Source organism: Tabrizicola sp., assembly GCF_041913445.1.
Classification (GTDB): Bacteria; Pseudomonadota; Alphaproteobacteria; order Rhodobacterales; family Rhodobacteraceae; genus Tabrizicola.
In genome coordinates, this window is the sequence record NZ_JAYSFG010000019.1 from 45,232 (window position 1) to 70,914 (window position 25,683).

Genomic DNA, 25,683 nt, shown 5'->3' on the forward strand with positions numbered 1-25,683 from the left:
CGGCCATCCGGCCACAACCTCATGGAGACCCCATGCAAAAGCTGCTGACTGCAACCGCCCTGGCTGCCCTGCTCGCCTCTGCCGCGACGGCGCAGGAGATCAAGGAATTCAACATCGGCATCCTCGGCGGTGAGAACGCCCAGGACCGCCTGACCTCGAACGAATGCTTCCGCGCCAAGATCGAGGCCGAGCTTGGCGTCCCGGTCAAGCTTTTCACCCCGGCCGATTATGACGGCGTGATCCAGGGACTGCTGGGTGGCACGCTCGACTATGCCTGGCTCGGCGCCTCGGCCTACGCCAAGGTCTACCTGACCGACCCGGAAGCGGTGGAGGTCAAGCTCACCAAGCAGAAAGTTGACGGCTCGACCGGCTACTACTCGATCGGCTTCACGCGCAAGGACACCGGCATCACCTCGATCGAGGATGCCAAGGGCAAGGTCTTCGCCTTCGCCGACCCGAACTCCACCTCGGGCTACCTGGTGCCCGGCGCGGAACTGGCGGCCAACTATGGCGACCTGAAGACCTATTTCGGCGAAGTGAAGATGTCCGGCGGGCATGAGCAGACCATCGTCGGCGTCGCCAACGGCGACTTCGACGCGGGGGTCAGCTGGGCCGACGGCCTGGGCAACTGGGAAGACGGCTACAACTCGGGCGCCTTCCGCAAGGCCGCCGACGCGGGCCTCGTCGACATGTCGAACCTCGTGGAAATCTGGCGCTCGACCCTGATCCCGGAAGGTCCGATGGTCGTCCGCAAGGCTCTGCCGCAGGACGTGAAGGACAAGGTCACCGAGCTGACAGCGAACCTCTGGGAAACCGACCCCGAATGCGCCTATGCGGTCGCCGCGGGCGAGGCAAAGGACTTCGTCCCGGTCGAGCACAAGGCCTATGACGGCATCCTCGCCGCCCGGAAGATGCAGGAAGGCACCTGAGCCATCCCACCGGCCGGACCCCGACGCTCCCCGGGGTCCGGCCTTTTCCATTTCTTGGACCCCTTCATGGTAGACGCCGCATTCGGACCCGAACCGGGTCGACGCCCCAACCTTGCCGACCCGCGCGAGGCTTATTTGGACATGGTCCGCCGCAAGCGGATGTATGGCGGCATCCTTCTGGTCGTCTTCGTGGCGCTCATGGCCTCGGGCTGGGCGCTGGCCGAGGACCGCAATGCCGGCGGCTTCCTCGACGGTCTGCACCAGATCTTCGCTTTCCCGTCCGAAGTCCTGTCGGAAGCCTGGGAAAAGCGCGCCCTTCTGCCTGCGATCTTCTGGGACCACATCCCGGCCCTGATCGAGACGCTGAACATCGCCGCCGTCGCCACCCTGATCGGTGCGCTGATGGCCGTGTCGCTTTCGCTGCTGGCCACCCGCGGCCTTGCCCGCTGGCCCGCCCTCATCCCCGTCTTCCGCCGCACGATGGACGGCCTGCGCGCCATCCCCGAGATCGTCATCGCGCTGGTCCTGATCTACATCCTCGGCGGCGGCCCGGTCCCCGCCGTCATCGCCATCGCGCTGCACACCGGCGGCGCCCTGGGCAAGCTCTTCTCCGAAGTGGCCGAAAACGCCGATCTGAAGCCCGTCGAGGGATTGGCCTCGGTCGGGGCGAACTGGTCGCAGCGCATGTGGCTGGGCGTGATCCCCCAGGTCGCGCCGAACTGGCTCAGCTACGCGCTCCTGCGGTTCGAGATCAACGTGCGTGCCAGCGCGATCCTGGGTTTCGTGGGCGAGGGCGGCATCGGCCACGACCTCAAGCTTGCGATGCAATGGGGCCAGGGGCGCTATGACGAGGTCGTGGCGATCTTCGCGCTCCTTTTCGTGACCATCGTCGTGATCGACCAGATCTCCGACCGCTACCGCCAGAAGCTGGTGAAGGGGGTCTGATGTCCCGCCTCGCCGCCCCGTCGCGCAACCTCTGCCACCTCGCGCCTCCCTCCCCCCGCGTGGGGGAGGGATGGGGTGGGGGGCACCCACGCCAGCCCAAGGGCCGCACCAATGACCGCCACCCTCTCCCCCAGCCTTGCCGACACCGTCACCGCCAGCTTCACACGGAAACGCCGCCTGGCCTTCGCCATCCCGGCGGCGATCATCGCCTACCTCGTCTATGCGGCGATCAGCTTCGACCTTGCGGGCCTCGCCCAACGCGCCCGCTTCGACAATGCGGCGATCCTTCTGGGCGATTTCTGGTCGCACAAGACCCATGTCACTCGCGACAACCGGACCGACAAGGTCACCGTCGCCATCGAGGGCGAGAACAAGGGGACCTATCCCGACGGCATGCTCCCCGACTGGGTGACCATCGTCGGAGCAACGACGACCATCGACCTCGGGCAAGGTCACATCGTCACCTACGACGACCAGGGCGCGCGCTACGTGGTTCCCGGCTACGGCACCATCGACATCCGGCCCGAGGGCGGCAAGCCCGTCCTGACCGCTCCCGAGCCCATCCCCGACTGGATTTCCGTGGCTGAGAACAAGGTCTCGGTCACCACCGAGGCGGGGCGCTTCAACTACTCCCGGTCCAAGGTCGAGACCTTCAAGTATGAACCCGGCTGGGAGCTGTGGTTCTTCACGCTCGACAGCCCGTTCTACGGCAAGGGGTTCGGAGAGCTGGTCGTCCTGGCCACCACGGGCGACCGGATCGACCCGGACCGCACGAACCTCGGCTACATGGCCTCGGAATTCTGGACCAACAAGATGTGGCGGCATGGCGACGTGGCCTGGGCGATCTTCGAGACGATCCTCATGGCCTTCCTCGGCACGATGACCGCCGCGCTGGTGGCGCTGCCGCTGGGCTTCCTCGCCGCCCGGAACTTCATGCCGCTTGGCCCCCTGCGCTTTGCCGCCCGCCGCGTTTTCGACTTCATCCGGGGCGTCGACGGGCTGATCTGGACCATCATCCTGTCCCGCGCCTTCGGGCCGGGGCCGATGACCGGGGCCATCGCCATCGCGATCACCGACGCGGGCACCTTCGGCAAGACCTTCTCGGAGGCGCTGGAGAACATCGACGAGAAACAGGTCGAGGGCATCCAGTCCACCGGCGCGAACACCCTGCAGCGCGCCCGCTTCGGGGTGATCCCGCAGATCACGCCGGTTCTTCTTTCCCAGATCCTCTACTACCTGGAATCGAACACCCGCAGCGCCACCGTCATCGGCGCCATCGTCGGCGGCGGGATCGGGCTTCTTCTGACCCAGGCGATCATCACCCAGAAGGACTGGGAGGAAGTCGCCTACTACATGGTCCTGATCGTGCTGATGGTGATGCTGATGGACAGCCTCTCCGGCTGGCTGCGCCGCAAGCTCATCAAGGGGGCGTAAGGTGCCGAAACTCTCCGCCACCGAGCCCTTCGTTCATCCCGGCTGCATGATCGTGAATTCCACCTTCGGTGCCTGGTGCGAGGTGGGTGAAGGCAGCCGCGTCCTGAACTCGAGCTTCGAGGACTATGCCTACTGCGACCGGCTGTCGGACATCGCCAACACCACCGTGGGCAAGTTCGCCAACATCGCCGCAATGACCCGGATCGGGCCAACGGACCACCCGATGGAGAATGCGAGCCTGCACCACTTCCTTTACCGCTCGACGAGCTACTGGGACGACATTCCCGACGACGCAGAGTTCATGGCCCATCGCGCCAGCCGCCGGACAGTGATCGGGCCGGATACCTGGCTAGGCCACGGCGTCATCGTGAAGCCCGAGGTCACCATCGGGGCAGGAGCCGTCTTTGCCTCGGGAGCCGTCGTGACCAAGGACGTGCCGCCCTACATGATCATGGCCGGCATCCCGGCCCAACCCCTGCGTCCCCGCTTCGCCCCCGGCATCGCTGACCGGCTGATGGCGCTGGCCTGGTGGGATTGGAGCCACGAACGCCTCCGCGCCGCGCTCCTCGATTTCCGTGCGCTGAAGGCCGAGGCGTTCCTGGAGAAATATCAGGGCTGATCCGCCACCGTCAGTGTCACCCTCTCCCCGGCAAACCAGGTGGTGCCCAACTCCACCGGTTTGCCGCCTGGGTCCACATTCACGGCCACCGTCCGCATCACCGGTGCACCAGCCTTCACGGCAAGCGCCACAGCAAGCACCGGGTCGGCCAACTGCGCCGTCAGCCGTGTCTCGGCCCGGGTGTAGTCCGGCAGCCCGGACGCCGCGAGGGATTGGGTGATCGAGCCGGTTTCCTGCACGCGCGCCAGAAGTGCGGGGAACCGTCCTGCCGGGAACACCGACCGGAAAGTCGCGATGGGCTGCCCGTCCGCCATCGAGACGCCTTCCACCACATGCACCGCCTCGCCCGGTTTCAGCCGCAGTGCCCGCGCCTCTTCCGAGTCGCAGGGGCGGGTCTCGGCCCGGGCGATCCGGCGCGAAGGGGTCTGGCCGGCTGCCAGCACGTTCTGGTGGAAGCGGACCCGGCGACCCAGGGGATAGTCGGTGGGCCTCTGCGCCACGAACACCCCGGCCCCGCGGCGGGAGTGGACAAGGCCCTGTTCCGCCAGCGACGCCAAGGCCTGGCGCACGGTGTGGCGGTTCACCCCGAAACGTGCCGAAAGGGCGGCCTCGGTCGGCAGCTTGTCCCCGGGCCGGTAATGCCCGGCCTGGAGCTCATCGGTCAGCGTCGTCGCAATCGCCGACCAGAGAGTGTCTTTAGCCAAGCGCTTCTCCTGTCATCAAAAATTCACAACTCTTCGGTTGGCCAAAGGTCGTGCGTCAGGTAAGATTTGTATAGTTGTATAGGAAGCTAGACAACCCCCTTAACCTGTCGAGATGACGATGACCGACGCAGCGCCGCTTGTCCGCAAGACCTGGATGGCAACACTTGCAAAGGCCCCGCCGGCTCGGCTGGTCCTGCTTTTCCCAGACCTGCCTCCCCACCACGTCCTGCGCCAGCCCGAGATCGGAGCGGTGATGGTGCGGGGTCGGGTTGGCGGCACCGGGGCGGCCTTCAACCTTGGCGAGATGACGGTCACCCGTGCCTCGGTCCGGCTGGAGACGGGAGAGGTCGGTCACGCCTGGGTGCAGGGTCGCGACAAGGCCCATGCGCTGCGTGCAGCAGCGGTGGATGCGCTGATGCAGACCGACCGGGCGGCGGAACTGGCCGAGCAAGTCCTGCGCCCATTGGAGACCGAGGCGCAAGCCGCCCGTGCCACCCGCGCCGCAAAGGCAGCCGGCACCAAGGTCGATTTCTTCACCATGGTCCGGGGAGAGGACAAATGAACGCCCCACGACTGAACGACGCCCTCGAAGGCGGTTTCACCGAAGCCCCCGTCCAGTCCGCCCGCGCCTTCCGCGAGATCCTCGAGGCGATGGCGCGCCCCGGCACGATCCGTCGGATCCAGGGTGCAATTCCTCCCGAACCTTTGTCGATTGCTGCCGGGACGGCTCTCCTCGTCCTGACCGACCCGACGACGCGCCTGCACCTTGCCGGTCCCGCCGACTGCCCGTCGGTCCGCGACTGGGTCGCTTTCCACATCGGCGCGCCGATCTCTACCGCTGAAGAGGCCGATTTTGCGGTGGGGACTTGGGACACCTTGCAGCCCGTCACCCGCTTCCGGATCGGCCTGCCGGACTATCCCGACCGCTCGGCCACGCTGATCGTCGAGGTGGACCGGTTGGTAAACCACGGCCCCACCCTGACTGGTCCCGGGATCGAGACGGCCACCTGGCTGAACCTGCCCGAAACGGCGGCCTTCCGCGCGAACCGGGCGCTCTTCCCCCTGGGGTTCGACGCGCTTTTCACCGCCGGCGACCTCATCGCCGGTCTGCCCCGGTCCACCCGCGTGGAGGCGATCTGATGTATGTGGCCGTCAAGGGTGGCGAACGCGCCATCGACAACGCGCACGAGTGGCTGGCCGACGAACGTCGGGGCGACCCGGCCGTTCCCGAGCTGACCATTCCGCAGATCCGCGAGCAGATGAGGCTGGCGGTGAACCGGGTGATGGCCGAGGGCTCGCTTTACGACCTCGACCTCGCCGCGCTGGCGATCAAGCAGGCGCGCGGCGACCTGATCGAGGCGGTCTTCCTGATCCGCGCTTACAGGACCACGCTTCCCCGCCTTGCGGGTTCGCGCCCGGTGGAGACGGCCGCGATGACCGTCGACCGGCGCATCAGCGCCACGTTCAAGGACCTGCCGGGCGGCCAGGTGCTCGGACCGACCTTCGACTACACGCATCGTCTGCTGGATTTCACCCTGATGGCCGAGGGTGAGACGCCGCGCAGCGCGCCTCCCTCTCCCCTCGGGGGAGAGGGCCGGGGTGAGGGGGCAACCCGCGTTCCCCATGTCACCAGCTTCCTCAACCGCGATGGCCTGATCGAAACCGCCGAGGCGTCCGACGCAACGCCACCCGACCTTACGCGGGAGCCGATGGAGCTTCCCGCCGACCGCCCCCTCCGTCTCCAGGCACTGGCCCGGGGCGACGAGGGATTTGTCCTCTCGATGGCCTACTCCACCCAGCGCGGCTACGGCCGGACCCATGCCTTCGTGGGCGAACTGCGCATCGGCACCGTGGCGGTCGAGGTGGAGATCCCCGAACTCGGCTTTGCGGTCGAGATCGGCGAGATCGAACTGACCGAATGCGAGACGGTCAACCAATTCAAGGGCTCGCGCAGCGAACCGCCGCAGTTCACCCGGGGCTATGGGCTCGTCATGGGCCAGTCGGAACGGAAGGCCATCGCCATGTCCCTCGTCGACCGGAGCTTGCGTTGGCAGGAACTGGGCGAGGACTTCACCGGCGCCCCTGCGCAGGACGAGGAGTTCGTCCTGATGCACTGCGACAACATCCAGGCCACGGGCTTCCTCGAACACATCAAGCTGCCCCACTACGTCGACTTTCAGGCAGAGCTTGAGTTGGTCCGCAAGCTGCGCGCCGAGGCGATGGCCATGCAGGAGGCGGCGGAATGACTACGCCGGACCAAGCGTCCCGACGGATCATCTTCGTCACCCATGCGCAGGTCGAGATCGACCCCTTGCGTCCCGTGCCGGACTGGCCGCTGAACCAACTCGGGCGGTCACGGCACGAAACCTTCTCTCGTAGCCCCCTCCTTGCTGCGGTCACCTCGGTCTACTGCAGTGACGAACGCAAGGCGCGCGACGGGGCGGCCATCCATGCGGCCCACCTTGGGCTGGAGCCGAAGGTCGTATGCTCGCTTGGCGAGAACGACCGTTCGGCGACCGGCTACCTTCCTTCGGCAGAGTTCGAGGCGATGGCGGATACCTTCTTCGCCCACCCGGATCAGCGGGTCCGGGGCTGGGAAAGCGCCCGCGCGGCGCAGGCACGCATCGTGGCGGCCGTCCGAACTCTCGCTGAACTGGATGCGGCCACCGGCGACATCCTGATCGTATCGCACGGCGCCGTGGGCACCCTCCTGCGCTGCGCCTGCCTTGGCCGGCCGATCAGCCGGTCCGAAGACCAGCCGGCGGGCGGGGGCAGTTACTTCGTCATCCAGCTGCCGGGCTGGACGACCGATCCGGACTGGAGAACGATCTGATGACCGATCAAGCCTACAATTTCGCCTACCTGGACGAGCAGACGAAGCGGATGATCCGCCGCGCGATCCTGAAGAGCATCGCTGTGCCGGGCTACCAGGTCCCGTTTGCCAGCCGCGAGATGCCGATGCCCTACGGCTGGGGCACGGGCGGGGTGCAGGTGACGGCGGCCTGCCTCGTGCCCGAAGACCGGCTGAAGGTCATCGACCAGGGCGCGGACGACACCACGAACGCGGTCAGCATCCGCCGCTTCTTCCAACGCACTGCCGGGGTTGAAGTCACCGAAGCGACGACAGAGGCCACCGTCATCCAGACCCGCCACCGCATCCCCGAGACCCCGCTGACCGAGGGCCAGATCCTCGTCTACCAGGTCCCGATCCCGGAACCGCTTCGCTTCCTCGAACCGCGCGAAACCGAGACGCGGAAGATGCACGAGCTGGAGGAATACGGGCTGATGCATGTGAAGCTTTACGAGGACATCGCACGGCACGGCCAGATCGCGACCTCTTACGCCTACCCGGTGAAGGTCGAGGGCCGCTATGTGATGGACCCCTCGCCGATCCCGAAGTTCGACAACCCGAAGCTGTCCGGCAACCCGGCGATCCAGCTCTTCGGTGCAGGGCGCGAGCAGCGGATCTATGCCCTGCCACCCTTCAGCGAGGCAGTGAGCCTCGATTTCGACGACCACCCGTTCGAGACCTCGAAGGCCCCCCACCACTGCGACCTGTGCGGTGCGAAGGACAGCTATCTCGACGAAGTGATCACCGACGACCAGGGCGGGCGGATGTTCGTCTGTTCCGACACCGATTTCTGCGCCGGACGACGGGCGCAGGGAATGAAGGGACGTCTCTGGGCGCCCGAACCGGAGGGCGCGGCATGACAGTGGTGGAAAAGCTGGTGGCGACCGATCAGCCCCTTCTGAAGGTCGAGGGCCTGACGAAACGCTATGGCCCCCGCATCGGCTGTGCGGATGTTTCCTTCGACCTTCATCCCGGCGAGGTGCTGGGGATCGTCGGGGAAAGCGGTTCGGGGAAATCCACGCTCCTGTCCTGTCTCGCGGGCCACCAACGGCCGGACCTTGGCCGGATCAGCTATGACGGCCGCGACGTGCTGGGGATGTCCGAGACCGACCGGCGTCGCCTGTCCCGGACTGACTGGGCCTATGTCCACCAGAACCCGCGCGACGGGTTGCGGATGGGAGTCTCGGCGGGCGGCAACGTGGGCGAGCGCCTGATGGCCGTCGGTGCCCGACACTTTGGCCAGATCCGCGGCAAGGCGGTCGACTGGCTCGGGCGGGTGGAAATCGCGGCGGACCGGGTGGACGACCGGCCCTCGGCCTTTTCTGGCGGGATGCAGCAGCGGCTGCAGATCGCGCGGAACCTCGTCACCTCGCCGCGCCTTGTCTTCATGGACGAACCGACGGGGGGCCTCGACGTCAGCGTACAGGCCCGGCTTCTGGACCTGTTGCGCGGCCTCGTCCGCGACCTTGGCCTGTCGGTCATCATCGTGACCCACGACCTTGCCGTCGTGCGCCTGCTGGCCCACCGCCTGATGGTGATGAAATCGGGCCGCGTGGTGGAGCAGGGCCTGACCGACCAGGTCCTCGACGACCCGCAGCACGCCTATACCCAGCTGCTCGTCTCATCCGTCCTTCAGGTGTAACCCCATGATCCACATCGAGAACCTGTCCAAGAGCTTTACCCTCCACAATCAGGGCGGCGCAGTGATCCCGGTGATGGCGGGGGCAGCATTGACCGTCAGGCCGGGAGAATGCGTAGGGCTCACCGGCCAGTCGGGTGCCGGGAAATCCACCCTCATGCGGATGGTCTACGGCAACTACCTTTCCGCTGGCGGAAGCATCGTTGTGGGCAACACCGACGTCGCCACCGCCGCGCCGCGCGACATCATCGCGCTTCGCCGGCACACTTTGGGCTACGTCAGCCAGTTCCTCCGCGTCGTCCCCCGTGTCCCGACGCTGGACGTGGTGGCCGAGCCTCTCCTGGCACTGGGGACTTCGGGCGACGAAGCCCGCGCGCGGGCGGCGAGCCTTCTGCGACGCCTGAACATTCCCGAACGGCTCTGGTCCCTCTCACCCACCACCTTCTCGGGCGGCGAGCAGCAGAGGGTCAACATCGCCCGCGGCTTCGCCCATGCCTATCCAGCGCTGCTTCTGGACGAACCCACCGCCAGCCTTGACGCCACCAACCGCGAGGTCGTCCTGACCCTGATCGAAGAGGCCAAGGCGCGCGGGGCCGCGATCCTGGGCATCTTCCACGACGAAGCGGCCCGCGCCCGCGTCTGCGACCGGCTGGTCGACGTGACCGGCTTCACGCCGCGGGCAGCGGCATGATCATCGCCATCGTAGGCCCTTCGGGCGCGGGAAAGGACACGCTGATCCGCGGCGCACTGGCCGCCCGACCAGACCTCCGCCTCGTCCGCCGGGTCATCACCCGCCCAACCGAGGCCGGGGGCGAGGACTTCGAGGGTGTCACACCTGAGGACTTCGCCCAGCGCAAGGCGCGCGGCGACTTCGCCCTGACCTGGGAGGCGCACGGCCTGTCCTACGGTATCCCCAGGGACCAGATCGCAGGGTCCGGCGACGTGATCTTCAACGGCAGCCGCGCGGCCTTGCCTGCCGCCGTCCGCATCTTCCCTGGCCTTCGGGTGATCCTCGTGACCGCGCCCGAGATCGTCCTTGCGTCCCGCCTCGCCGCGCGGGGGCGCGAGACGGCCACGGACATCCGCGACCGACTGTCCCGCGCCGCTTTCGAAATGCCCGAGGGGATCGGCTTTCAGACGGTGGTGAACGACGCCAGTCCCGAGGTCGGTGCCGCGCGACTGCTGGCGGCACTTCAACCGGAGAGGGCGTAGCGGTGCATCAGATGGAAACGGCCAGTGGCATCCTCTCCGAAGAGGCACAGGTCCTCGATCACGAAGGGGCGTGGCAGGACGGGGCCGAAGTAGTCGGCCAATGCCCCGCGGACCGGTTCGGGTTCGTCCAGCCGGTCGGTCAGGGTCAGGTGAAAGCGGAACTCCTCCATCACGTGCGGGTATCCCCAGCGGTCCAGGAGATCGCGCTGGCGGGACGACAGCCGATTGGGGCGGCGGCGGGCGATCTCGGCTTCCGTGAGGGGGGCGCGAAGATCATTCGTCCCTTCGACCACCGCCGCGCCAAGCTGAAGCAGCGCATCCTCGCAACCCAGCGGGGTAAGGGCAATGAAGCCATGCAGGACCTCGACGCGCAGGCCCTCGCAGGTGACCGGGCGAAGCCGTGCCGCCAGATCGGATACCGTGGTGCAGATCAGGTCCTCGTCGACCCCGTCCGCAGGGCGGAACGGCGCGCGGATGGTGCCATGAAATCCGTAGCGGCGCGGCTCTGCCGTGATGGATCGCGGATCGCCGATCCCGGGAAGCACCGTCTGCGGCAAGTCGCGCGGATTGCCCGGTTCACGGCCCAGCCACTCGTTGGCTCTGAAGGCAAAGGCCCCTTCCCGGGGCGCGTAATAGACGGCGTATCGTTTCATCTGGTCCATGCGCGTCGGGGTAGCCCGGTTTTGTCACACGCGCGTGACGCTTGGATGTCACCAGAAGCCGAGATGACACCGACTGCAAGACCCAAGAGGACCACATGACCCCCGACACCATCCTTGCCAATGCAACCCTGGTCCTGCCGAACGAGACCCTGCGCGGGCAGGTGCGCCTGGTCGATGGGCGCATCGCGGACATTGCCGAAGGACGCTCCGTTCCGCTCGGGGCCGAGGACTGCGGCGGCGACCTGGTCATGCCAGGGCTGATCGAGCTGCACACAGATAACCTGGAACGCCACATCGAGCCGCGCCCCAAGGTCGACTGGCCCCATGCCGCCGCGATCATCGCCCATGACGCCGAGCTGGCCAGCGTCGGCATCACGACGGTGTTCGATGCACTGCGGGTGGGTTCGGTCGTATCGGACGCCAAGACCAACTACGGCGAATATGCGCGCGTGCTGGCGGACGAGATTCTTGCCCTGCGGGCGGAGGGCGCGTTGAAGATCAGCCACTACCTGCACCTGCGTGCCGAGGTCTGTTCCGAGACCCTCGTCGAGGAGCTGGACAAGTTCGGCCCCGAGGACCGGATCGGCATCGTCAGCCTGATGGACCATACGCCTGGCGAGCGGCAGTTCCGCGATCTCACGCAGTTGCGCAAGTATGTCATGGGCAAGCGCGGAATGAGCGACGCCGAGTTCGAAGCGCATGTCGCCGCGCAGAAGGCGCTGAAGGCCCGCCACGGCGCGGTCCACGAGGCCGCCGCCGTCGCGGCCGCCCGCCGCTATGGTGCAGTGCTGGCAAGCCACGACGACACCGAGGTCAGCCACGTCTCCCGCTCGGCCGAACATGGCGCGCACTTTGCCGAGTTCCCGACGACGGTCGAGGCCGCCCAAGCCTGCACCGCGCACGGGATCAAGGTCATGATGGGCGCGCCGAACCTGATCCGCGGCGGCAGCCATTCCGGCAACGTCGCCGCCCGCGACCTGGCCGAAGCGGACCTGCTGCACATTGTATCGTCCGACTATGTCCCGTCCTCGCTGCTTTCCGCTGCACTGATGCTGGGGGACCTGTGGGGCGACCTCCCGCGCGGAATTGCGGCGGTAACCGGAGCACCTGCAAAGGCTGTTGGGTTGGAGGACCGGGGTGAAATCCGGCAGGACGCCCGGGCCGATCTTCTTCGCGTAGCTAGGATCGGCACCACCGGAGCGGTTCGCAGCGTTTGGGTGCAGGGGCGTCGGGCGTCCTAGGCTTCTGGTCGCCTCAGCGAAGTCACGCCCAGATGTCCCCCATCGTGTAGCCGTTCGGCAGCGGATCCTCGGGGTCGAGGACCAGCGTGTTGAAGCCGTAGATCCAGCTGCGGCCCGAGATCGTCGGCACCGCCGCCGCCTTGTCCCCGACCTGAGCCGTTTCCACCAGCCGCCCGGTGAACACCGTTCCAAGGATGCCCTGGTGGCGGAAATCCTGGTTAAGCGGAAGCTCTCCCTTGGCATGAAGCACCGCCATCTTGGCACAGGTCCCGGTGCCACAGGGGCAGCGGTCGATGGCACCGGTCCAGGTGGCCGGGTCGTCCCAGCAGGGGGCCGGTGGCCATCGTCACGGCGTTCTTCCAGTCGACCTTCGGGTCTTCCGACGGACCGGAGAGCTGGGAGATGGTGATGCCGACGCCCGGGTAATCCGGGTGGGCGACGGGCAATTGCTCATGCGCGGCCTGCCGGATCATGGCCGAGACGCGGGCGATCTCTCCGCCGTGTTCCGGTTTCAGCTCCAGTCCCTTGAACTGGCGCACGTCGGCGATGACGTAGAGCATGCCACCCCAGCCCACATCCACGCGGACTCGGCCCCGATGCGGACGTCGATCATCGCATCCAGATGCGCAGCGAAAGCGGGGACGTTGCGGAAGGTCACCGACTTGACCTTGCCGCCTGCGCAGTCCGCCCGGACGCGGATCAAGCCGGCGGGGGCTTCCAGCGTCAGCTCGGTGACGGGTTCCTGCATCGGGATGCCGGAGTGGGTGTCGACGGCGGTGATCATGCGTTTGAAGGTCATTTCCTGGTCCTTGTTCGTAGGGTGGGCAGGTTGCCCACCCTACCTGATGGGTCACTCCCGCCCCGCCCGCCATTCCTTGAACCGCAGGAAGGCATTCGCGCCGAGGGTGGAGAAGGGTTTCGGGGGCAGCTTCGCCGGTTCCGCCTCACCCGCGAAGTGGCGGGTCACGTCGGAGGTCAGGCCCATCGCCAGCTCGGCGGCGGCGATGCCCGTGAGGGTCGACCGCGCGATGCCAAGGCCGTTGCAGACCGTGGCGGCAAAGGGGCCGGGCTCCAGTTCCCGCGCGATGGAGACGGCGTTGCGGGTCAGGCAGAGGTGGCCGGCCCAGGTGTATTCCTGTTTCACGCCCGCAAGCTGGGGGAAGCGGTCGGCGAACTTGCGGGCGTGGACGGCGGCAGTCCGCTTCAGGGCGGCGTCCGACGCCTCCATCTCCGGCAGGAAGCTGGCGCAGGTGCGGGTGATGATCCGGTTGCCGCCCAGGGCAGTGTCGATCCGGCGCATCGTCGTGCCCATCGGGTCCGAGGGCGTTACGACGACCTCGCATTTCTCCAAGGTCTACCGGGCACATTTCGTGCGCTCACCGATCTCTCAACTCGCGAAGCTCGGGTAAGGGCCCCGCACGTTCACACGCAAAGTGGGCCTCCCGGTGCGCTTTCGCGAAAAGGTTCGGATGCGACCCATCGAGGATACAGCCAGCACCTCACTGGTCCATTTTTCAGCAAATGCCGAACCTCGAAGCGGTGGCGGCCAGAATGACCGCCCCGGCGACGAGATTTCCGTTGACAGAATCGGACTCAGAACCCGTGATGTTTGAACCAATCTGGAATTGGTTCGCATTATGCCGACACCCCGCCGCAACTCTGTGGTCAATGACAGCGCCAACTTCGTGCGGGCGCGGCTTCTGGCCCTGATCGAGGGGGGCTCGCTGCCCGTCGATGGGCGGCTTCCGACCGAACGCGAGTTGAGCGAGGGGATGGACGTCGGCCGCCGGGCGGTGCGGGCGGCGCTGGAATCGCTTCTGGCCGAGGGGCTGATCTGGCGCAAGCAGGGCAAGGGCACCTTCGCCGGGCAACCCCCCGACAAGACGCAACTTCTTGCAGCCGAGATCGTGGGCGAGACCAGCGTGGTCGACGTGATGGAGGCCCGGCTCTGCATCGAGCCGGTTCTGGCCGCGATGGCGGCGCGTCACGCCCTGCCCGAAGACATCGACCGGATGCGCAACCTGGCGCATCGCATCCTGCAGGCGACCGAGCCAGACACGATCGAGCTTTGGGACGGCGCGCTTCACCGGCTGATCGCACGGACGGCGAAGAACAAGCCGCTGCTCACCGCCTTCTCGATGATCGACGAGATCCGGGGCAATCCCGACTGGCGCGGCGTCCGGCAGAAGGCCCGCTCCATGCGGTCGCTGCAGGATCGCCATGCCGAACATGTCGAGATCATCAACCGTATCGAAGCCGGCGACGGGCCGGGGGCAGAGGCGGCAATGCGCCGGCATCTGACCACGCTTGCCGACAACCTGAAGCGCATCTTTACCCCGGACGGAGACTGACGTGAGCGCGATCACCCTCGAGACCATCGCAGCGGCCGAGCAGTTGATGGGGGTGGAATACACCCCGGCCGAGCGGCAGCTGATGCTGGACAATCTGGAAGGCCAGATCGCGTCGGCCCTGGCCAGACGGGCGGTGCCGCTGGCGAACCACGTCCCGATGGCGATGCGCTTCGATCCCCGCCTGCCGGATTTCGCCATGCCGCATGGGATGGATGCGCTGAAGCTGTCCTCGGTGACCGCCCCCCTGCCCCGCTCTGACGAGGACATCGCCTTCGCCCCCGTCACGCACCTCGCCACCTGGATCCGGTCCGGCCAGCTTTCCAGCCGCCGCCTGACCCAGATCTACCTCGACCGGATCGCGGCCCTGGACCCGAAGCTCGAATGCTGGGCGCAAGTCACGCCCGACCTTGCGCTGGCCGAGGCCGATGCCGCCGACGCACTGACCCGTGGCGGGGTGAACCTCGGCCCCCTCCACGGCATCCCCTACGGATTGAAGGACCTGTTCGACGCCAAGGGCACGATCACCGGCTGGGGGGCCGAGCCCTTCCGCGACCGGATCGCCGACAGCGACGCGACCATCGTGAAGAAGCTCCGCGCGGCGGGGGCGGTCCTGCTGGGAAAGACCACCGTGGGGGCGCTGGCTTACAACGACATCTGGTATGGCGGCGTCACGCGGAACCCGTGGAACCTGAACGAAGGCTCCAGCGGGTCCTCGGCCGGCTCGGCCAGCGCCACGGCCGCGGGGCTTTGCGCCTTTGCCATCGGGACCGAGACCTTGGGGTCGATCACCTCGCCCAGCCAGCGCTGCGGCACCACGGGCCTGCGCCCGACCTTCGGACGGGTCAGCCGGGCGGGCGGCATGGCGCTCTGCAACTCGCTCGACAAGGTGGGCCCGATCTGCCGGTCGGTCGAGGACACCGCCCTTGTCCTCGCCGCGCTGAACGGGGCGGACCCGGCCGACCGGTCCACCATCGCCGCGCCCTTCGTCTTTGACGCCAGCGCGGCGTGGAAGCACCTGACCGTCGGCTACCTGCCCGAAGCCTTCGGGGAAGGCGCGACGGCGGTGGACCATGCCGCGCTTGCCGCCATGCGCAAGCTTGGCGTGAAGGTCGTCGAGGCCTCCCTCCCCGACCTCCCCTACGGCGCCTTGATGAACATCCTCTTCGCCGAGGCCGCCGCCAGTTTCGAGGACCTCACCCTCACGAACCAGGACGACACCCTCACCTGGCAGGACGCCGCCGCCTGGCCCAACGCCATGCGCAAGGCCCGCTTCCTGTCGGCGGTGGACCACGTCCAGCTCGACCGCCTGCGCTACCTGGTGATGCAGGCGCTGGACCGCCTTTTCCGGGAGGTCGACGTGCTGATCGGACCCTTCATGACCGGGCCGATGCTGATCGCGTCGAACTTCACCGGACACCCCTGCCTGCATCTGCGGGCCGGCTTCGAGGAACTGGGGACCCGAAGCCCCGCCTCGCTCGCGTCGGGCAAGCTGACGACGGGCGAGGCGGCAGGGGGCAAGACCTACACCGTGCCGCAGGGCATCTCGCTTTGGGGGCGGCTCTTCGACGAGGGACCGATCCTGCGCCTTGGCATGGCGTTGGAGGCAGCACTGGACGTGGCCGGGAAACGGCCCGGCCTGCCGGAGTAAAGAGACGACCCGCAATCCATGCGGGCAAGAGAACGGGCCGCAGAGGCCCTCCACCAAAAGTCCGCGACAGCGGCCAACCAACAGGGAAACGACATGAAGCGCAGGGACTTCCTTCTGAACTCGACGGCGGTGATGGGCGGCGGCGTGCTGATGGGCGGCTTCGCCCTGCCAGCGCTGGCCCAGGACACGCCGGTCAAGGGCGGCACCCTCATCTGGGGCCATTCCGAGACGACGCAGAACCTGGACATGCACCAGACCGGCACGGCGTCCTCGGGCCGGGTGCTGCAGAACATCCATTCCTCCATCGTCACGGTGGACGCGAACCTGAAGGTCATCCCCGGCCTTGCGGAAAGCTTCGAAGTGGCCCCGGACGGCCTGACCTACACCTTCAAGCTGCGCCCCAACGTCAAGTTCCACAACGGCGCCACGATGACCTCGGCCGACGTGAAATACTCCTTCGAGCGCTGCAAGGACCCGGCCACCGGCGCGGTGAACTTCGAGGTCTTCAACAACGTGGCCGCGATCGAGACGCCCGATGACCTGACGGTGGTGATCAAGATGAGCGCGGTGAACGCGCCCTTCCTGTCGCGCCTGGCGGAAAACGGCGCGGGCGTCGTCATGCCGGTGGACAGCGGCCCGACGCAGGGGACGAACCCGATGGGCGCCGGTCCCTTCAAGTTCGACAGCTACGAGGTCGGCACCGTCGTCAAGATGTCCCGCTTCGACGACTATTGGGAAGGCCCCGCCTTCCTCGACGCCGTGGAAGCGCGCGAGATCACCGAACCCACCACCCGCCTCACCGGCCTTCGCACCGGCGAGCTTCACATGATCAACGACATCCCGCTGGACCGCGTGGGCGAAATCGAGGGCGATGCGAACCTGCAGGTGAAGAAGTGGTTCCCGCTGAACTTCGACTTCATCAACATGAACCACACCTTCGAACCCTTCAAGGACAAGCGCGTCCGCGTGGCCTTCGACATGATCATCGACAAGGAAGCGCTGATGCAGGGCGCGCTCTGGGGCCAGGGGGCGACCACGGCCTCGCCCAGCTTCCCGACGGATGCCGCCTACAACAAGGACCTCGCCCCCCGTCCGCAGGACATCGAAGGCGCCAAGGCCCTCCTGGCCGAGGCGGGCTATCCGGAAGGCAGCCTGAACATCGTCTTCAAGGCCACGACGAACTATCCCTACCACATCGAAACCGCGCAGATCCTCGTCGAATGGTTCAAGATGGCGGGCGTCAACCTGACCATCGAGCAGCTGACCTGGGCCGACTGGCTCAGCCAGTGCTGGGTCGACAAGGACTACCAGATGACGATGATGAACTTCTTCACGCTCTGGGAAAGCGACTTCCTCTACTACTCGGTCTGGAACTCGAAGGGCGCGTTCAACTACCGCAACATCTCGGACCCGGTGATCGACGAGCTGACGGAAAAGGCCCGCGTCACGGTGGACGACGCCGAGCGGGCCGAGGTCTACAAGGCCGTGCAGAAGCAGATCTGGGACGAGGCGCATGACATCGTCCTGTGGTTCCGGAACGGCACCATCGGCGCACAGCCCAAGGTGATGGGGCTGGATACCGTGGTGCATCCGAACGGGTCGAACCTGAACTTCCACAAGGTCTGGCTCTCGGCCTGACCCTTTCCGGCGGGCCGCTGTTGGCCCGCCGGTTTTCCCCCGGGTGTTCCTCATGACCTACGTCCTGAACCGGCTTCTGTCGGTGATCCTGACGCTGTTCCTGATCACGCTGGTGACCTTCGCCGTCACCAACATCCTGCCCGGCGACGTGGCGATGATGATCATGGGCACCCAGTCGAACCCCGAGGCCTTGGAGGGCCTGCGGCAGTCGCTGGGGTTGAACGACCCGCTTCTGGTGCAATACGGCAACTGGATCGGCGGGATCCTGACCGGGGACTGGGGCACCTCGCTGATCTTCAAGAAACCCATCGCCGAGCTTCTGGCGCAGAAGGCCGTGGCCTCGGCCATCATCGTCGTGATGTCCATGACCATCGCGCTGTGCCTGGCCGTGCCCTTGGGCGTCTGGGCCGCCGTCCACCGTGACAAGTGGCAGGATACTGTCAGCTCCTCGGCCTCGCTGATGGGCGTCTCCCTGCCCGATTTCTTCTGGGGGATCGTGATGATCCTCGTCTTCGCGCGCTGGCTGGGCTGGTTCCCCTCCTCCGGCATCGTCGAGCCGTCCGAGGATTTCCTTGGCGCGCTGCGCTATGCCTTCCTGCCGTCCCTCGCGCTCGGCCTCGGCCTCATGGCGCACCTGACGCGGATGACCCGGTCCACGATGACCGGGATCCTGGGGCAGGAATTCATCCGGGTGGCCCGCGCCAAGGGCCTGACCGAGCGCACGGTCATCTGGCGCTATGCGCTGGCCAATGCGATCGGGCCGGTCATCACCATCGCGGGGCTGCAGATCGGCTACCTCTTCGGCTCGATCATCGTGATGGAAAGCCTCTTCGGCTACACCGGCATGGGCTGGCTCACCTATCAGGCGCTTCTGAACCGCGACCTGCCGCTGATCCAGGCCACCGTCGTCGTCATCGCCGCCGTGGTGATGATCACCAACCTCCTCGTCGATCTCCTCTACGTCCTGATCGACCCGCGCGTGAAGCTGGGGTGAGGGGGATGCGGCGCTTCAAGACCACCAAGGGCCTGATCGGGATCGTCCTTCTGACGATCATCGCCCTTGTCGCCATCCTGGGCCCGATCATCCTGCCGCCAGATGCAGCGACCAAGATGGACATGCTCGCCCGCCGGTCCCCGCCGACCTGGACCCACCTTCTCGGCACCGACCAGCTTGGCCGCGACATGCTGGCCCGCGTCATCCTCGGCGCCCGCACCTCGCTGGAAATCGCCGTCTCCGCCGTGTTGATGAGCATCGTCCTGGGCCTCCCCCTCGGCCTCGTCTCCGGCTACTTCGGCGGCTGGATCGACAACGTGCTGATGCGGCTCGTGGACACGCTGCTGGCCTTCCCGGCGCTCCTCCTGGCGCTGACGATCAGCGCGGTCCTTGGCCCCAACGTCCAGAACACCATCATCGCCATCGGAGTGGCCTTCACCCCCTACCTTGCCCGGATCATCCGGGGCGAGGCGCTGAAGGTCGCGCAGATGCCCTATGTCGAGGCCGCCCGCGCCTCGGGCACCACGGACGGCATGATCATGCTGCGCCATGTCCTGCCGAACATCCTTCCGGCCGTGATCGTGCAGGCCACCATCAGCCTTGCCTTCGCCATCCTGGCCGAGGCGGGGCTGTCGTTCCTCGGCCTCGGAACCCAGCCCCCGGCCGCAAGTTGGGGTCTGATGATCCAGGCCAGCCGCGACCAGCTGGACGTGGCGCCCTGGACCGCCCTTGTCCCGGGCGCGGCGGTGGCGCTGACGGTCCTTGGCCTCAACATGTTCGGCGATGTCCTGCGCGACATCCTCGACCCGAAGTCGAAATAGGGGGTGGCGATGAAGGACATCGTTTCGGTCGATCACCTGAGGGTCGAATTCGCCACCGACAGCGGCCCCGTCGTGGGGGTGGAGGACGTGTCCTTCACCATCGCCCCCGGCGAAACCGTCTGCGTCGTGGGCGAAAGCGGGTCGGGGAAATCGGTGACCTCCCTCTCCCTCATGCGCCTCGTCGAATTCGGCGGCGGCACCATTGCTGCAGGCGCCTTGCGCTTCCGCCGCGAGGACGGGACCGAGCTCGACGTCGCCGCCGCCACCCCCGCCGTGATGGGCGAGGTCCGCGGCAATGAGATCGGGATGATCTTCCAGGAACCGATGACGGCCCTGAACCCCGTCTTCACCATCGAACGCCAGCTGACCGACGGCCTCATGCTGCACAAGGGCCTCAGCCAATCCCAAGCCACCGCCCGCGCGCTGGAGCTTCTGAAAAGCGTCCGCATCCCGGAACCCGAACGCCGCCTGAAGCAATACCCGCACGAGCTTTCCGGCGGCATGCGCCAGCGCGTCGTGATCGCGATGGCAATGGCCTGCGAGCCGAAGCTTCTGATCGCGGATGAGCCGACCACCGCCCTGGACGTCACGATCCAGGCCGAGATCCTCGCCCTCATCAACCGCCTGAAGCGCGAGAACGGGATGGCGGTCCTCTTCATCACCCACGACATGGCCGTCGTCGCGCAGATGGCCGACCGCGTGGTCGTGATGTATCGCGGCAAGATCGTCGAGACGGGGACGGTAGACCAGATCTTCACCGCCCCGCGCGAGGATTACACCAAGGCGCTCCTCGCCGCCGTCCCGAAACTGGGAGAAATGAAGGGCAAGCCCGCGCCGGAGCGGATGCGGCTCATTGGCGATGAAGGCGCGAGGGCCGCCCGTGTCGCCCCGAAAGCGCGGAAGAAGGAAGTCCTCCTCGACGTCCGCCACCTCACCACCCGCTTCCCGGTCAAGGGCGGCATCCTGCGGCGCACCACGGCCCAGGTCCACGCGGTGGAGGACGTCAGCTTCACCCTGAACGTGGGCGAAACCCTCGCGCTGGTTGGGGAATCCGGCTGCGGCAAGTCCTCCTGCGGCCGGTCGATCCTGCGCCTCGTCAAGCCCACCAGCGGCGAGGTCTGGATCGGCGGCCGCGACATCGGCGCGCTGAACCCCCATGACCTCCGCAAGGCCCGCGCCGACATGCAGATGGTCTTCCAGGACCCCTTCGCCAGCCTCAACCCCTACCGCCGCCTGAAGGACCAGGTGGCCGAGCCCATCGTCAACTTCGGCCTCGCCTCCGGCGCCGCCCTGAAAGCCCGCGTCGAGGAGCTTTTCGACCGCGTCCACCTCCCCCGCGCCTTCCTGAACCGCTTTCCCCATGAACTCTCCGGCGGCCAACGCCAGCGCGTCGCCATCGCCCGCGCGCTGGCCGTGAACCCCAAGCTCATCGTCGCGGACGAGGCGGTCTCGGCCCTCGACGTCTCGGTCCAGGCGCAGGTCCTGAACCTGATGATGGAGCTGCAAGAAGACCTCGGCCTCTCCTACCTCTTCATCTCCCACGACATGGCCGTCGTCGAACGCATCGCGCATCAGGTGGGCGTCATGTACCTCGGGAGGATCGTCGAAATCGGCCCCCGCGCGGCGATCTTCGACAACCCCACCCACAGCTACACCCGGCAGCTTCTGTCGGCCGTCCCCATCGCCGACCCCACGAAGCGCCGCTTTGCCGACGATCTGGCCTTCAAGCCGATCAAGTCGCCGATCTTTCCGCTGGGGCACCAGCCCGCCCCATCGGTCTATACCGAAGTGGCCCCCGGCCATTTCGTCCTGAAGGACTAGGGAGGAAGACATGCCGATCAAGAACCGTCTGGCCGAGATGCAGGCCGAAATCACCGCCTGGCGGCGCGACCTGCACGAGAACCCGGAGCTCATGTACGACGTCCACCGCACCGCCGCGACCGTGGCCGACCGCCTGCGCGAATTCGGCTGCGACGAGGTCGTGACCGGCATCGGCCGCACCGGCGTCGTCGGCGTGATCAAGGGCAAGACCGACAGCCGCGGCCATGTCGTGGGCCTGCGGGCCGACATGGACGCCCTGCCGATCCTGGAAGCCACGAACCTTCCCTATGCCTCCAAGACCCCGGGCAAGATGCACGCCTGCGGCCATGACGGGCACACGGCGATGCTGCTTGGCGCCGCGAAATACCTTTGCGAGACGCGCAACTTCGACGGAAAGGTCGCTGTCATCTTCCAACCCGCCGAGGAAGGCGGCGCGGGGGGTGAGGCGATGGTCAAGGACGGCCTCATCGAACGTTTCGGGATCAAGGAGGTCTACGGGATGCACAACTCCCCCGGCCTGCCCGTCGGCCAGTTCTCGATCAAGCCCGGCCCCTTCTATGCCGCCACCGACAACTTCACCGTCCACCTGCGCGGCAAGGGCGGCCACGCGGCCTATCCGCACCGCACCGTCGACACCACCGTCATGGCCTGCCAGACCGTCATGGCGCTGCAGACCATCGTCTCGCGCAACGCGGACCCGCTGGAGTCGATCGTCGTCTCCGTCACCTCGATGAAAACCGAATCCGAGGCCTGGAACGTCATCCCCGAACGCGTCGAACTCCGCGGCACCGTCCGCACCTTCGACGCGGGCATCCGCAAACTGGCGGAGGAACGCTTCCGGGCGCTGGTCGAGGGCACCGTGGCGGGCTTCGGCGGGTCGGTGGAGATCGAATGGAAACCGGGCTACCCGGCGATGGTCAACGCGGACCGCGAGACCGACTTCGCGGCCAAGGTCGCCGAGAAGATCGGCGGCGCGGGGTCGGTGGACACCAACTGCCCCGCGATCATGGGCGGCGAGGATTTCGCCTACATGCTGCAAGCCGTCCCCGGCGCCTACATCCAGGTCGGCAACGGCGACACGGCGGAAGTCCACCACCCCGAATACAACTTCAACGACGACGCGATCCCCTATGGCGCCTCCTACTGGGCGGAACTCGTCGAAACCCGCATGCCCGCGGCCTGAAAGGACATCCGATGAACTGGTCCGACTACCTCGACGCGCATCAGGCGCGGTTCGTGGATGAACTCGTCGATTTCGTCCGCATCCCATCCGTCTCAGCCGCCCCCGCGCATATCCCGGACGTGATGGCCGCAGGCGAATGGGTGGTGAAGCGCCTCCAGGCCGCAGGCATGGAAAACGTCCGCCTGATGCCCACCGAAGGCCACCCCGTCGTCTATGCCGACTGGCTCCACGCCCCCGGCAAGCCCACGATCCTCATCTACGGCCATTTCGACGTCCAACCAGCCGAGCCATTCGACCTTTGGCAAACCCCGCCCTTCGAACCGGAAGTGCGCGACAACAAGGTCTGGGGCCGCGGCGCCTCGGACGACAAGGGCGGCATGCTGATCCCGATCCTCTCGGTCGAGGCGATGCTGAAGACGAAGGGCAAGCTCCCCGTCAACGTGAAGATGTTCTTCGAGGGGCAAGAGGAGATCGGCTCCCCCCACCTTCCCGCCTTCATCAAGCAGAACGGAGCAATGCTGAAGGCCGACATGATCTTCTCCGCCGACGGCAGCCAATGGGGCGAGGATCAGCCGAACCTGATCACCGGCCTCAAGGGCCTGGTCGCCGCCGAAATCACCGTCTCGGGTGCCAAGGGCGACCAGCATTCCGGCCAGCAGGGCGGCGGCATCGCCAACCCGATCCAGGGCCTGGCGCAAATCATCGCCTCGATGAAGGCGCCGAACGGCAAGATCACCGTCCCGGGCTTCTACGACGACGTCATCGACCTGACCGTCGAGGACCGCGAAGCCTTCGCCCGCATCCCCTTCGACGAGGCCGCCTATATCGAACAGCTTGGCGTCCCCGACACCTTCGGCGAGGAAGGCTACACCACCCGCGAACGGCTCTGGGGCCGCCCGACCTTGGAGATGAACGGCATCTGGGGCGGCTGGCAGGGCGGTGGGATCAAGACCGTCCTCCCGGCCGAGGCCCATGCCAAGATCACCTGCCGGCTTGTCGCCAACCAGAAGCCCGACGCGATCTTCGACCTCCTCCGCGCCCACATCGAGGGCAACTGCCCCAAGGGCCTCCGCGTTAGCGTCACGCGCCTTCCCGGCAGCGCCGATCCTTTCCTCGTCCCCCCCGGCCACAACGCCAGCACGGCGGCGGCCGAGGTCCTGGCCGACGTCTACGGCAAGGCCCCCTACATCACGCGGACCGGCGGCTCGATCCCGGTGATGACCATGCTTCTGAACGAACTGGGCGTCCACGCCACCGTCTTCGCCTTCGGGATGAACGACGAGAACCTGCACGCCCCGAACGAATTCTTCCGCCTGTCGAACTTCCGCACCGGCCAGACCGCATACTGCAAGCTGCTGGAGCGATTGGCACAATGACGGGAAGCCGCGGGCAGCGGTCTCAGATGCACTCGGCCCCGTCGATGACCAGCGCATGTCCCGTCATGAAGGCGGACTGGTCCGAGGCGAGGAAGACGATCCCCTGCGCGATCTCGTCAGGCGTGCCCCAGCGGCCCATCGGAATGCTGCGGCTGACATAGTCCTCCAGCGCCCGGCGGCCGCCCATCTGGCGTTCGAACCCGTCGTTGAAGGGGGTGTCCACGAAACCCGGACACAGCGCGTTGCAGCGCACGTTGTGGCGCGCATAGTCGACCGCCATCTGCCGCGTCATGGCGATGACGGCGTGCTTCGTGGTGGCATAGGCGATCATCTCGCGGTCGTACTGAACGCCCGAGTTCGACGAGGTAATGATGATCGAGCCCCTGCCCTGCGCCGTCATCACCGGCATGGCGGCCCGCGCCGCCACGAAATGCGACCGCACGTTCAGCCGCCACGAGGCATCCATCTGGTCGGGAGTGACCTCCTCCAGCCGCCCCGGGATCTGGATGCCGGCATGCGAGTGCAGGATGTCCAGCCGTCCGTGGCGCGATGCGGCCCCGGCGATCTCGTCCGTCAGGGCGCCATCATCGCCCACGTCCAGCGCGCGCGCCTCGGCCCGGCCGCCTGCTCCGGCGATCTCGTCCGCGACCGCCTGCGCGCGGTCCCCGTCCCGGTCCGTCACCACGACCAGCGCGCCCTCGGCAGCCATCGCCAGCGCTCCGGCCCGACCGATCCCCGATCCGGCCCCGGTCACGAAGGCCACGCGGTCTTGCAGCAGCATGCCCGTCCCCCTCGCCATCATCCGGCCTTCCGCCCGCGCTGCAGGATCGCCTGCGCCGAGACCAGAAGCAGCAGGGACACACCCAGAACCATCGTGCCGATGGCATTGATCTCGGGCGTCACGCCGCGGCGGATCGACGAGAAGACATAGACCGGCAGCGTGGTCTGCGAGCCCGCGACGAAGAAGGCGATGATGAAATCGTCGAAGCTGAAGGTGAAGGCCAGCAGGAACCCGGCCAGGATGCCCGGGAAGATCTGCGGCAGCGTCACCTGGCGGAACGTGCCCCAGGGCGTCGCGCCCAGATCGGCAGAGGCTTCGACGAGGCTGCGGTCCATGCCCGCCATCCGGGCGCGGACGATGATGATCACCAGCGCCATCGAGAAAAGGCCATGCGCCGCGATCAGCGATCCATAGCCCAGCGAGAGTTGCGGTGCCGCCTCGGCAACCGGCCAGATTGCCGCGAGCAGCGGGTTCAGCCAGTCGAAGACGGTGACCAGCGCGATCAGCGTGGCGATGCCGATCACGATGCCGGGCACCATGACCGCGATGTAGATCAGCGCATCGAAGGCAACCCGCAGCCGCCCCGTCACCGATTGCAGCGCCATCGCCGCCATCGTGCCAAAGAGCGTGGCCAGCGTGGCCGACGTAAGCGCCACGATCAGGCTGGTCTGGAAGGCGTCCACCACGAAGGGATTGGACAGCGCCTTGCCGTACCATTGCGTCGAAAAGCCCTGGAACTGCGAGGCATGGCGCCCCGCGTTGAAGCTGAACAGCGCGATGACCCCGATGGGGATGTAAAGGAACAGGTAGACCGCGAGGGCATAGATGCGCATG

Annotated in this window: 27 protein-coding genes and 1 pseudogene; 21 read left to right on the top strand and 7 right to left on the bottom strand. The window is 66.9% G+C overall.

Features of this window, described 5'->3' with window-relative positions:
* The first annotated feature begins 32 nt into the window (after window positions 1–32).
* From phnD to ACE3Q6_RS17740, 4 genes are all read left to right on the top strand, one after another.
* Window positions 33–929 (top strand): phosphonate ABC transporter substrate-binding protein, encoded by an 897-nt coding sequence (gene phnD / locus ACE3Q6_RS17725; protein WP_374435341.1) that lies wholly within the window; start codon window positions 33–35, stop codon window positions 927–929.
* Between the two features lie 141 nt (window positions 930–1,070).
* Entirely contained in the window at window positions 1,071–1,874 is an 804-nt protein-coding gene (gene phnE / locus ACE3Q6_RS17730; RefSeq protein ID WP_374435343.1) for a phosphonate ABC transporter, permease protein PhnE, read from the top strand.
* 111 nt (window positions 1,875–1,985) lie between these two features.
* Window positions 1,986–3,308 (top strand): phosphonate ABC transporter, permease protein PhnE, encoded by a 1,323-nt coding sequence (phnE, locus tag ACE3Q6_RS17735; protein ID WP_374435345.1) that lies wholly within the window; start codon window positions 1,986–1,988, stop codon window positions 3,306–3,308.
* Window position 3,309: 1 nt separating this feature from the next.
* Window positions 3,310–3,927 (top strand): chloramphenicol acetyltransferase, encoded by a 618-nt coding sequence (locus ACE3Q6_RS17740; protein ID WP_374435347.1) that lies wholly within the window; start codon window positions 3,310–3,312, stop codon window positions 3,925–3,927.
* Here the strand turns inward: ACE3Q6_RS17740 and phnF are convergent.
* On the bottom strand, window positions 3,918–4,631 hold the full coding sequence (phnF, locus tag ACE3Q6_RS17745; RefSeq protein ID WP_374435350.1) for a phosphonate metabolism transcriptional regulator PhnF: 714 nt from the start codon (window positions 4,629–4,631) through the stop codon (window positions 3,918–3,920). The two genes, ACE3Q6_RS17740 and phnF, sit on opposite strands and share 10 nt — an antisense overlap.
* Before the next feature lie 112 nt (window positions 4,632–4,743).
* Here phnF and phnG point away from each other — a divergent pair, with 112 nt between their 5' ends.
* The 8 genes from phnG to phnN are packed head-to-tail and all read left to right on the top strand — an operon-like array spanning window position 4,744 to window position 10,333.
* Window positions 4,744–5,193, top strand: coding sequence for a phosphonate C-P lyase system protein PhnG (phnG, locus tag ACE3Q6_RS17750; RefSeq protein WP_374435352.1), 450 nt, complete (start codon window positions 4,744–4,746; stop codon window positions 5,191–5,193).
* Complete coding sequence (gene phnH / locus ACE3Q6_RS17755) at window positions 5,190–5,771, top strand: phosphonate C-P lyase system protein PhnH (RefSeq protein WP_374435355.1); 582 nt, start codon at window positions 5,190–5,192, stop codon at window positions 5,769–5,771. The genes phnG and phnH overlap by 4 nt, the downstream gene beginning before the upstream one ends.
* Window positions 5,771–6,877 carry a carbon-phosphorus lyase complex subunit PhnI gene (locus ACE3Q6_RS17760; protein ID WP_374435357.1) on the top strand — a complete coding sequence of 369 codons (1,107 nt, stop codon included), beginning with the start codon at window positions 5,771–5,773 and terminating at the stop codon, window positions 6,875–6,877. The genes phnH and ACE3Q6_RS17760 overlap by 1 nt, the downstream gene beginning before the upstream one ends.
* On the top strand, window positions 6,874–7,464 hold the full coding sequence (locus tag ACE3Q6_RS17765) for a histidine phosphatase family protein (protein WP_374435359.1): 591 nt from the start codon (window positions 6,874–6,876) through the stop codon (window positions 7,462–7,464). The genes ACE3Q6_RS17760 and ACE3Q6_RS17765 overlap by 4 nt, the downstream gene beginning before the upstream one ends.
* On the top strand, window positions 7,464–8,342 hold the full coding sequence (locus ACE3Q6_RS17770) for an alpha-D-ribose 1-methylphosphonate 5-phosphate C-P-lyase PhnJ (protein WP_374435361.1): 879 nt from the start codon (window positions 7,464–7,466) through the stop codon (window positions 8,340–8,342). The genes ACE3Q6_RS17765 and ACE3Q6_RS17770 overlap by 1 nt, the downstream gene beginning before the upstream one ends.
* Window positions 8,339–9,124 (top strand): phosphonate C-P lyase system protein PhnK, encoded by a 786-nt coding sequence (gene phnK, locus ACE3Q6_RS17775; protein ID WP_374435363.1) that lies wholly within the window; start codon window positions 8,339–8,341, stop codon window positions 9,122–9,124. Before ACE3Q6_RS17770 ends, phnK begins: the two co-directional genes overlap by 4 nt.
* A gap of 4 nt (window positions 9,125–9,128) precedes the next feature.
* Window positions 9,129–9,812, top strand: coding sequence for a phosphonate C-P lyase system protein PhnL (gene phnL / locus ACE3Q6_RS17780; protein WP_374435366.1), 684 nt, complete (start codon window positions 9,129–9,131; stop codon window positions 9,810–9,812).
* Window positions 9,809–10,333, top strand: a complete 525-nt coding sequence (phnN, locus tag ACE3Q6_RS17785; RefSeq protein ID WP_374435368.1) for a phosphonate metabolism protein/1,5-bisphosphokinase (PRPP-forming) PhnN — start codon at window positions 9,809–9,811, stop codon at window positions 10,331–10,333. The genes phnL and phnN overlap by 4 nt, the downstream gene beginning before the upstream one ends.
* On the opposite strand, the gene ACE3Q6_RS17790 is transcribed toward phnN, so the two are convergent.
* On the bottom strand, window positions 10,315–10,986 hold the full coding sequence (locus tag ACE3Q6_RS17790) for a DUF1045 domain-containing protein (protein WP_374435370.1): 672 nt from the start codon (window positions 10,984–10,986) through the stop codon (window positions 10,315–10,317). The two genes, phnN and ACE3Q6_RS17790, sit on opposite strands and share 19 nt — an antisense overlap.
* Before the next feature lie 104 nt (window positions 10,987–11,090).
* Here ACE3Q6_RS17790 and ACE3Q6_RS17795 point away from each other — a divergent pair, with 104 nt between their 5' ends.
* On the top strand, window positions 11,091–12,236 hold the full coding sequence (locus tag ACE3Q6_RS17795) for an alpha-D-ribose 1-methylphosphonate 5-triphosphate diphosphatase (protein WP_374435372.1): 1,146 nt from the start codon (window positions 11,091–11,093) through the stop codon (window positions 12,234–12,236).
* A 22-nt stretch (window positions 12,237–12,258) separates the two neighbouring features.
* On the opposite strand, the gene ACE3Q6_RS17800 is transcribed toward ACE3Q6_RS17795, so the two are convergent.
* The 3 genes and pseudogenes from ACE3Q6_RS17800 to ACE3Q6_RS17810 form a co-directional block, all read right to left on the bottom strand.
* Entirely contained in the window at window positions 12,259–12,492 is a 234-nt protein-coding gene (locus tag ACE3Q6_RS17800; RefSeq protein WP_374435374.1) for a proline racemase family protein, read from the bottom strand.
* Window positions 12,455–13,035: pseudogene (locus tag ACE3Q6_RS17805) on the bottom strand (proline racemase family protein). Before ACE3Q6_RS17805 ends, ACE3Q6_RS17800 begins: the two are co-directional and overlap by 38 nt.
* Window positions 13,036–13,086: 51 nt before the next feature.
* A complete protein-coding gene (locus ACE3Q6_RS17810) occupies window positions 13,087–13,548 on the bottom strand; it encodes a hypothetical protein (RefSeq protein WP_374435376.1) in 462 nt (153 codons plus the stop codon).
* Window positions 13,549–13,873: 325 nt separating this feature from the next.
* Between ACE3Q6_RS17810 and ACE3Q6_RS17815 the strand changes: the two genes are divergently transcribed.
* The 8 genes from ACE3Q6_RS17815 to ACE3Q6_RS17850 all read left to right on the top strand — a co-directional run bounded on the left by ACE3Q6_RS17815 (window position 13,874) and on the right by ACE3Q6_RS17850 (window position 24,068).
* Window positions 13,874–14,587, top strand: a complete 714-nt coding sequence (locus ACE3Q6_RS17815; RefSeq protein WP_374435378.1) for a FadR/GntR family transcriptional regulator — start codon at window positions 13,874–13,876, stop codon at window positions 14,585–14,587.
* Between the two features lies 1 nt (window position 14,588).
* The gene (locus ACE3Q6_RS17820; RefSeq protein WP_374435380.1) at window positions 14,589–16,235 is read left to right on the top strand and encodes an amidase; all 1,647 of its coding nucleotides are present in this window, start codon (window positions 14,589–14,591) and stop codon (window positions 16,233–16,235) included.
* A 93-nt stretch (window positions 16,236–16,328) separates the two neighbouring features.
* On the top strand, window positions 16,329–17,873 hold the full coding sequence (locus tag ACE3Q6_RS17825; RefSeq protein ID WP_374435382.1) for an ABC transporter substrate-binding protein: 1,545 nt from the start codon (window positions 16,329–16,331) through the stop codon (window positions 17,871–17,873).
* Between the two features lie 52 nt (window positions 17,874–17,925).
* On the top strand, window positions 17,926–18,867 hold the full coding sequence (locus ACE3Q6_RS17830; RefSeq protein ID WP_374435384.1) for an ABC transporter permease: 942 nt from the start codon (window positions 17,926–17,928) through the stop codon (window positions 18,865–18,867).
* Window positions 18,868–18,872: 5 nt separating this feature from the next.
* Window positions 18,873–19,688, top strand: a complete 816-nt coding sequence (locus tag ACE3Q6_RS17835; RefSeq protein WP_374435387.1) for an ABC transporter permease — start codon at window positions 18,873–18,875, stop codon at window positions 19,686–19,688.
* A 9-nt stretch (window positions 19,689–19,697) separates the two neighbouring features.
* Window positions 19,698–21,509: an ABC transporter ATP-binding protein gene (locus ACE3Q6_RS17840; RefSeq protein WP_374435390.1), complete on the top strand. Its 1,812-nt coding sequence runs from the start codon at window positions 19,698–19,700 to the stop codon at window positions 21,507–21,509.
* A 10-nt stretch (window positions 21,510–21,519) separates the two neighbouring features.
* Entirely contained in the window at window positions 21,520–22,692 is a 1,173-nt protein-coding gene (locus ACE3Q6_RS17845) for a M20 aminoacylase family protein (RefSeq protein WP_374435392.1), read from the top strand.
* 11 nt (window positions 22,693–22,703) lie between these two features.
* Window positions 22,704–24,068, top strand: a complete 1,365-nt coding sequence (locus tag ACE3Q6_RS17850; RefSeq protein ID WP_374435394.1) for a dipeptidase — start codon at window positions 22,704–22,706, stop codon at window positions 24,066–24,068.
* Between the two features lie 22 nt (window positions 24,069–24,090).
* Here ACE3Q6_RS17850 and ACE3Q6_RS17855 read toward each other — a convergent pair whose 3' ends face one another.
* Together ACE3Q6_RS17855 and ACE3Q6_RS17860 are read right to left on the bottom strand one after the other, a co-directional pair.
* On the bottom strand, window positions 24,091–24,849 hold the full coding sequence (locus ACE3Q6_RS17855) for an SDR family NAD(P)-dependent oxidoreductase (protein WP_374435397.1): 759 nt from the start codon (window positions 24,847–24,849) through the stop codon (window positions 24,091–24,093).
* Window positions 24,850–24,866: 17 nt separating this feature from the next.
* Complete coding sequence (locus ACE3Q6_RS17860) at window positions 24,867–25,682, bottom strand: ABC transporter permease (RefSeq protein ID WP_374435401.1); 816 nt, start codon at window positions 25,680–25,682, stop codon at window positions 24,867–24,869.
* Window position 25,683 lies beyond the last annotated feature (1 nt).

Bases quoted from the DNA above. Each gene is read 5' to 3' on its own strand.
- phnD (WP_374435341.1), top strand. From the start codon at position 33: ATGCAAAAGCTGCTGACTGCAACCGCCCTGGCTGCCCTGCTCGCCTCT.
- phnE (WP_374435343.1), top strand. From the start codon at position 1,071: ATGGTCCGCCGCAAGCGGATGTATGGCGGCATCCTTCTGGTCGTCTTC.
- phnE (WP_374435345.1), top strand. From the start codon at position 1,986: ATGACCGCCACCCTCTCCCCCAGCCTTGCCGACACCGTCACCGCCAGC.
- phnG (WP_374435352.1), top strand. From the start codon at position 4,744: ATGACGATGACCGACGCAGCGCCGCTTGTCCGCAAGACCTGGATGGCA.
- phnH (WP_374435355.1), top strand. From the start codon at position 5,190: ATGAACGCCCCACGACTGAACGACGCCCTCGAAGGCGGTTTCACCGAA.
- ACE3Q6_RS17760 (WP_374435357.1), top strand. From the start codon at position 5,771: ATGTATGTGGCCGTCAAGGGTGGCGAACGCGCCATCGACAACGCGCAC.
- ACE3Q6_RS17765 (WP_374435359.1), top strand. From the start codon at position 6,874: ATGACTACGCCGGACCAAGCGTCCCGACGGATCATCTTCGTCACCCAT.
- ACE3Q6_RS17770 (WP_374435361.1), top strand. From the start codon at position 7,464: ATGACCGATCAAGCCTACAATTTCGCCTACCTGGACGAGCAGACGAAG.
- phnK (WP_374435363.1), top strand. From the start codon at position 8,339: ATGACAGTGGTGGAAAAGCTGGTGGCGACCGATCAGCCCCTTCTGAAG.
- phnL (WP_374435366.1), top strand. From the start codon at position 9,129: ATGATCCACATCGAGAACCTGTCCAAGAGCTTTACCCTCCACAATCAG.
- phnN (WP_374435368.1), top strand. From the start codon at position 9,809: ATGATCATCGCCATCGTAGGCCCTTCGGGCGCGGGAAAGGACACGCTG.
- ACE3Q6_RS17790 (WP_374435370.1), bottom strand. From the start codon at position 10,986: ATGAAACGATACGCCGTCTATTACGCGCCCCGGGAAGGGGCCTTTGCC.
- ACE3Q6_RS17795 (WP_374435372.1), top strand. From the start codon at position 11,091: ATGACCCCCGACACCATCCTTGCCAATGCAACCCTGGTCCTGCCGAAC.
- ACE3Q6_RS17800 (WP_374435374.1), bottom strand. From the start codon at position 12,492: ATGGCGGTGCTTCATGCCAAGGGAGAGCTTCCGCTTAACCAGGATTTC.
- ACE3Q6_RS17810 (WP_374435376.1), bottom strand. From the start codon at position 13,548: ATGGGCACGACGATGCGCCGGATCGACACTGCCCTGGGCGGCAACCGG.
- ACE3Q6_RS17815 (WP_374435378.1), top strand. From the start codon at position 13,874: ATGCCGACACCCCGCCGCAACTCTGTGGTCAATGACAGCGCCAACTTC.
- ACE3Q6_RS17825 (WP_374435382.1), top strand. From the start codon at position 16,329: ATGAAGCGCAGGGACTTCCTTCTGAACTCGACGGCGGTGATGGGCGGC.
- ACE3Q6_RS17830 (WP_374435384.1), top strand. From the start codon at position 17,926: ATGACCTACGTCCTGAACCGGCTTCTGTCGGTGATCCTGACGCTGTTC.
- ACE3Q6_RS17835 (WP_374435387.1), top strand. From the start codon at position 18,873: ATGCGGCGCTTCAAGACCACCAAGGGCCTGATCGGGATCGTCCTTCTG.
- ACE3Q6_RS17840 (WP_374435390.1), top strand. From the start codon at position 19,698: ATGAAGGACATCGTTTCGGTCGATCACCTGAGGGTCGAATTCGCCACC.
- ACE3Q6_RS17845 (WP_374435392.1), top strand. From the start codon at position 21,520: ATGCCGATCAAGAACCGTCTGGCCGAGATGCAGGCCGAAATCACCGCC.
- ACE3Q6_RS17850 (WP_374435394.1), top strand. From the start codon at position 22,704: ATGAACTGGTCCGACTACCTCGACGCGCATCAGGCGCGGTTCGTGGAT.
- ACE3Q6_RS17855 (WP_374435397.1), bottom strand. From the start codon at position 24,849: ATGCTGCTGCAAGACCGCGTGGCCTTCGTGACCGGGGCCGGATCGGGG.
- ACE3Q6_RS17860 (WP_374435401.1), bottom strand. From the start codon at position 25,682: ATGCGCATCTATGCCCTCGCGGTCTACCTGTTCCTTTACATCCCCATC.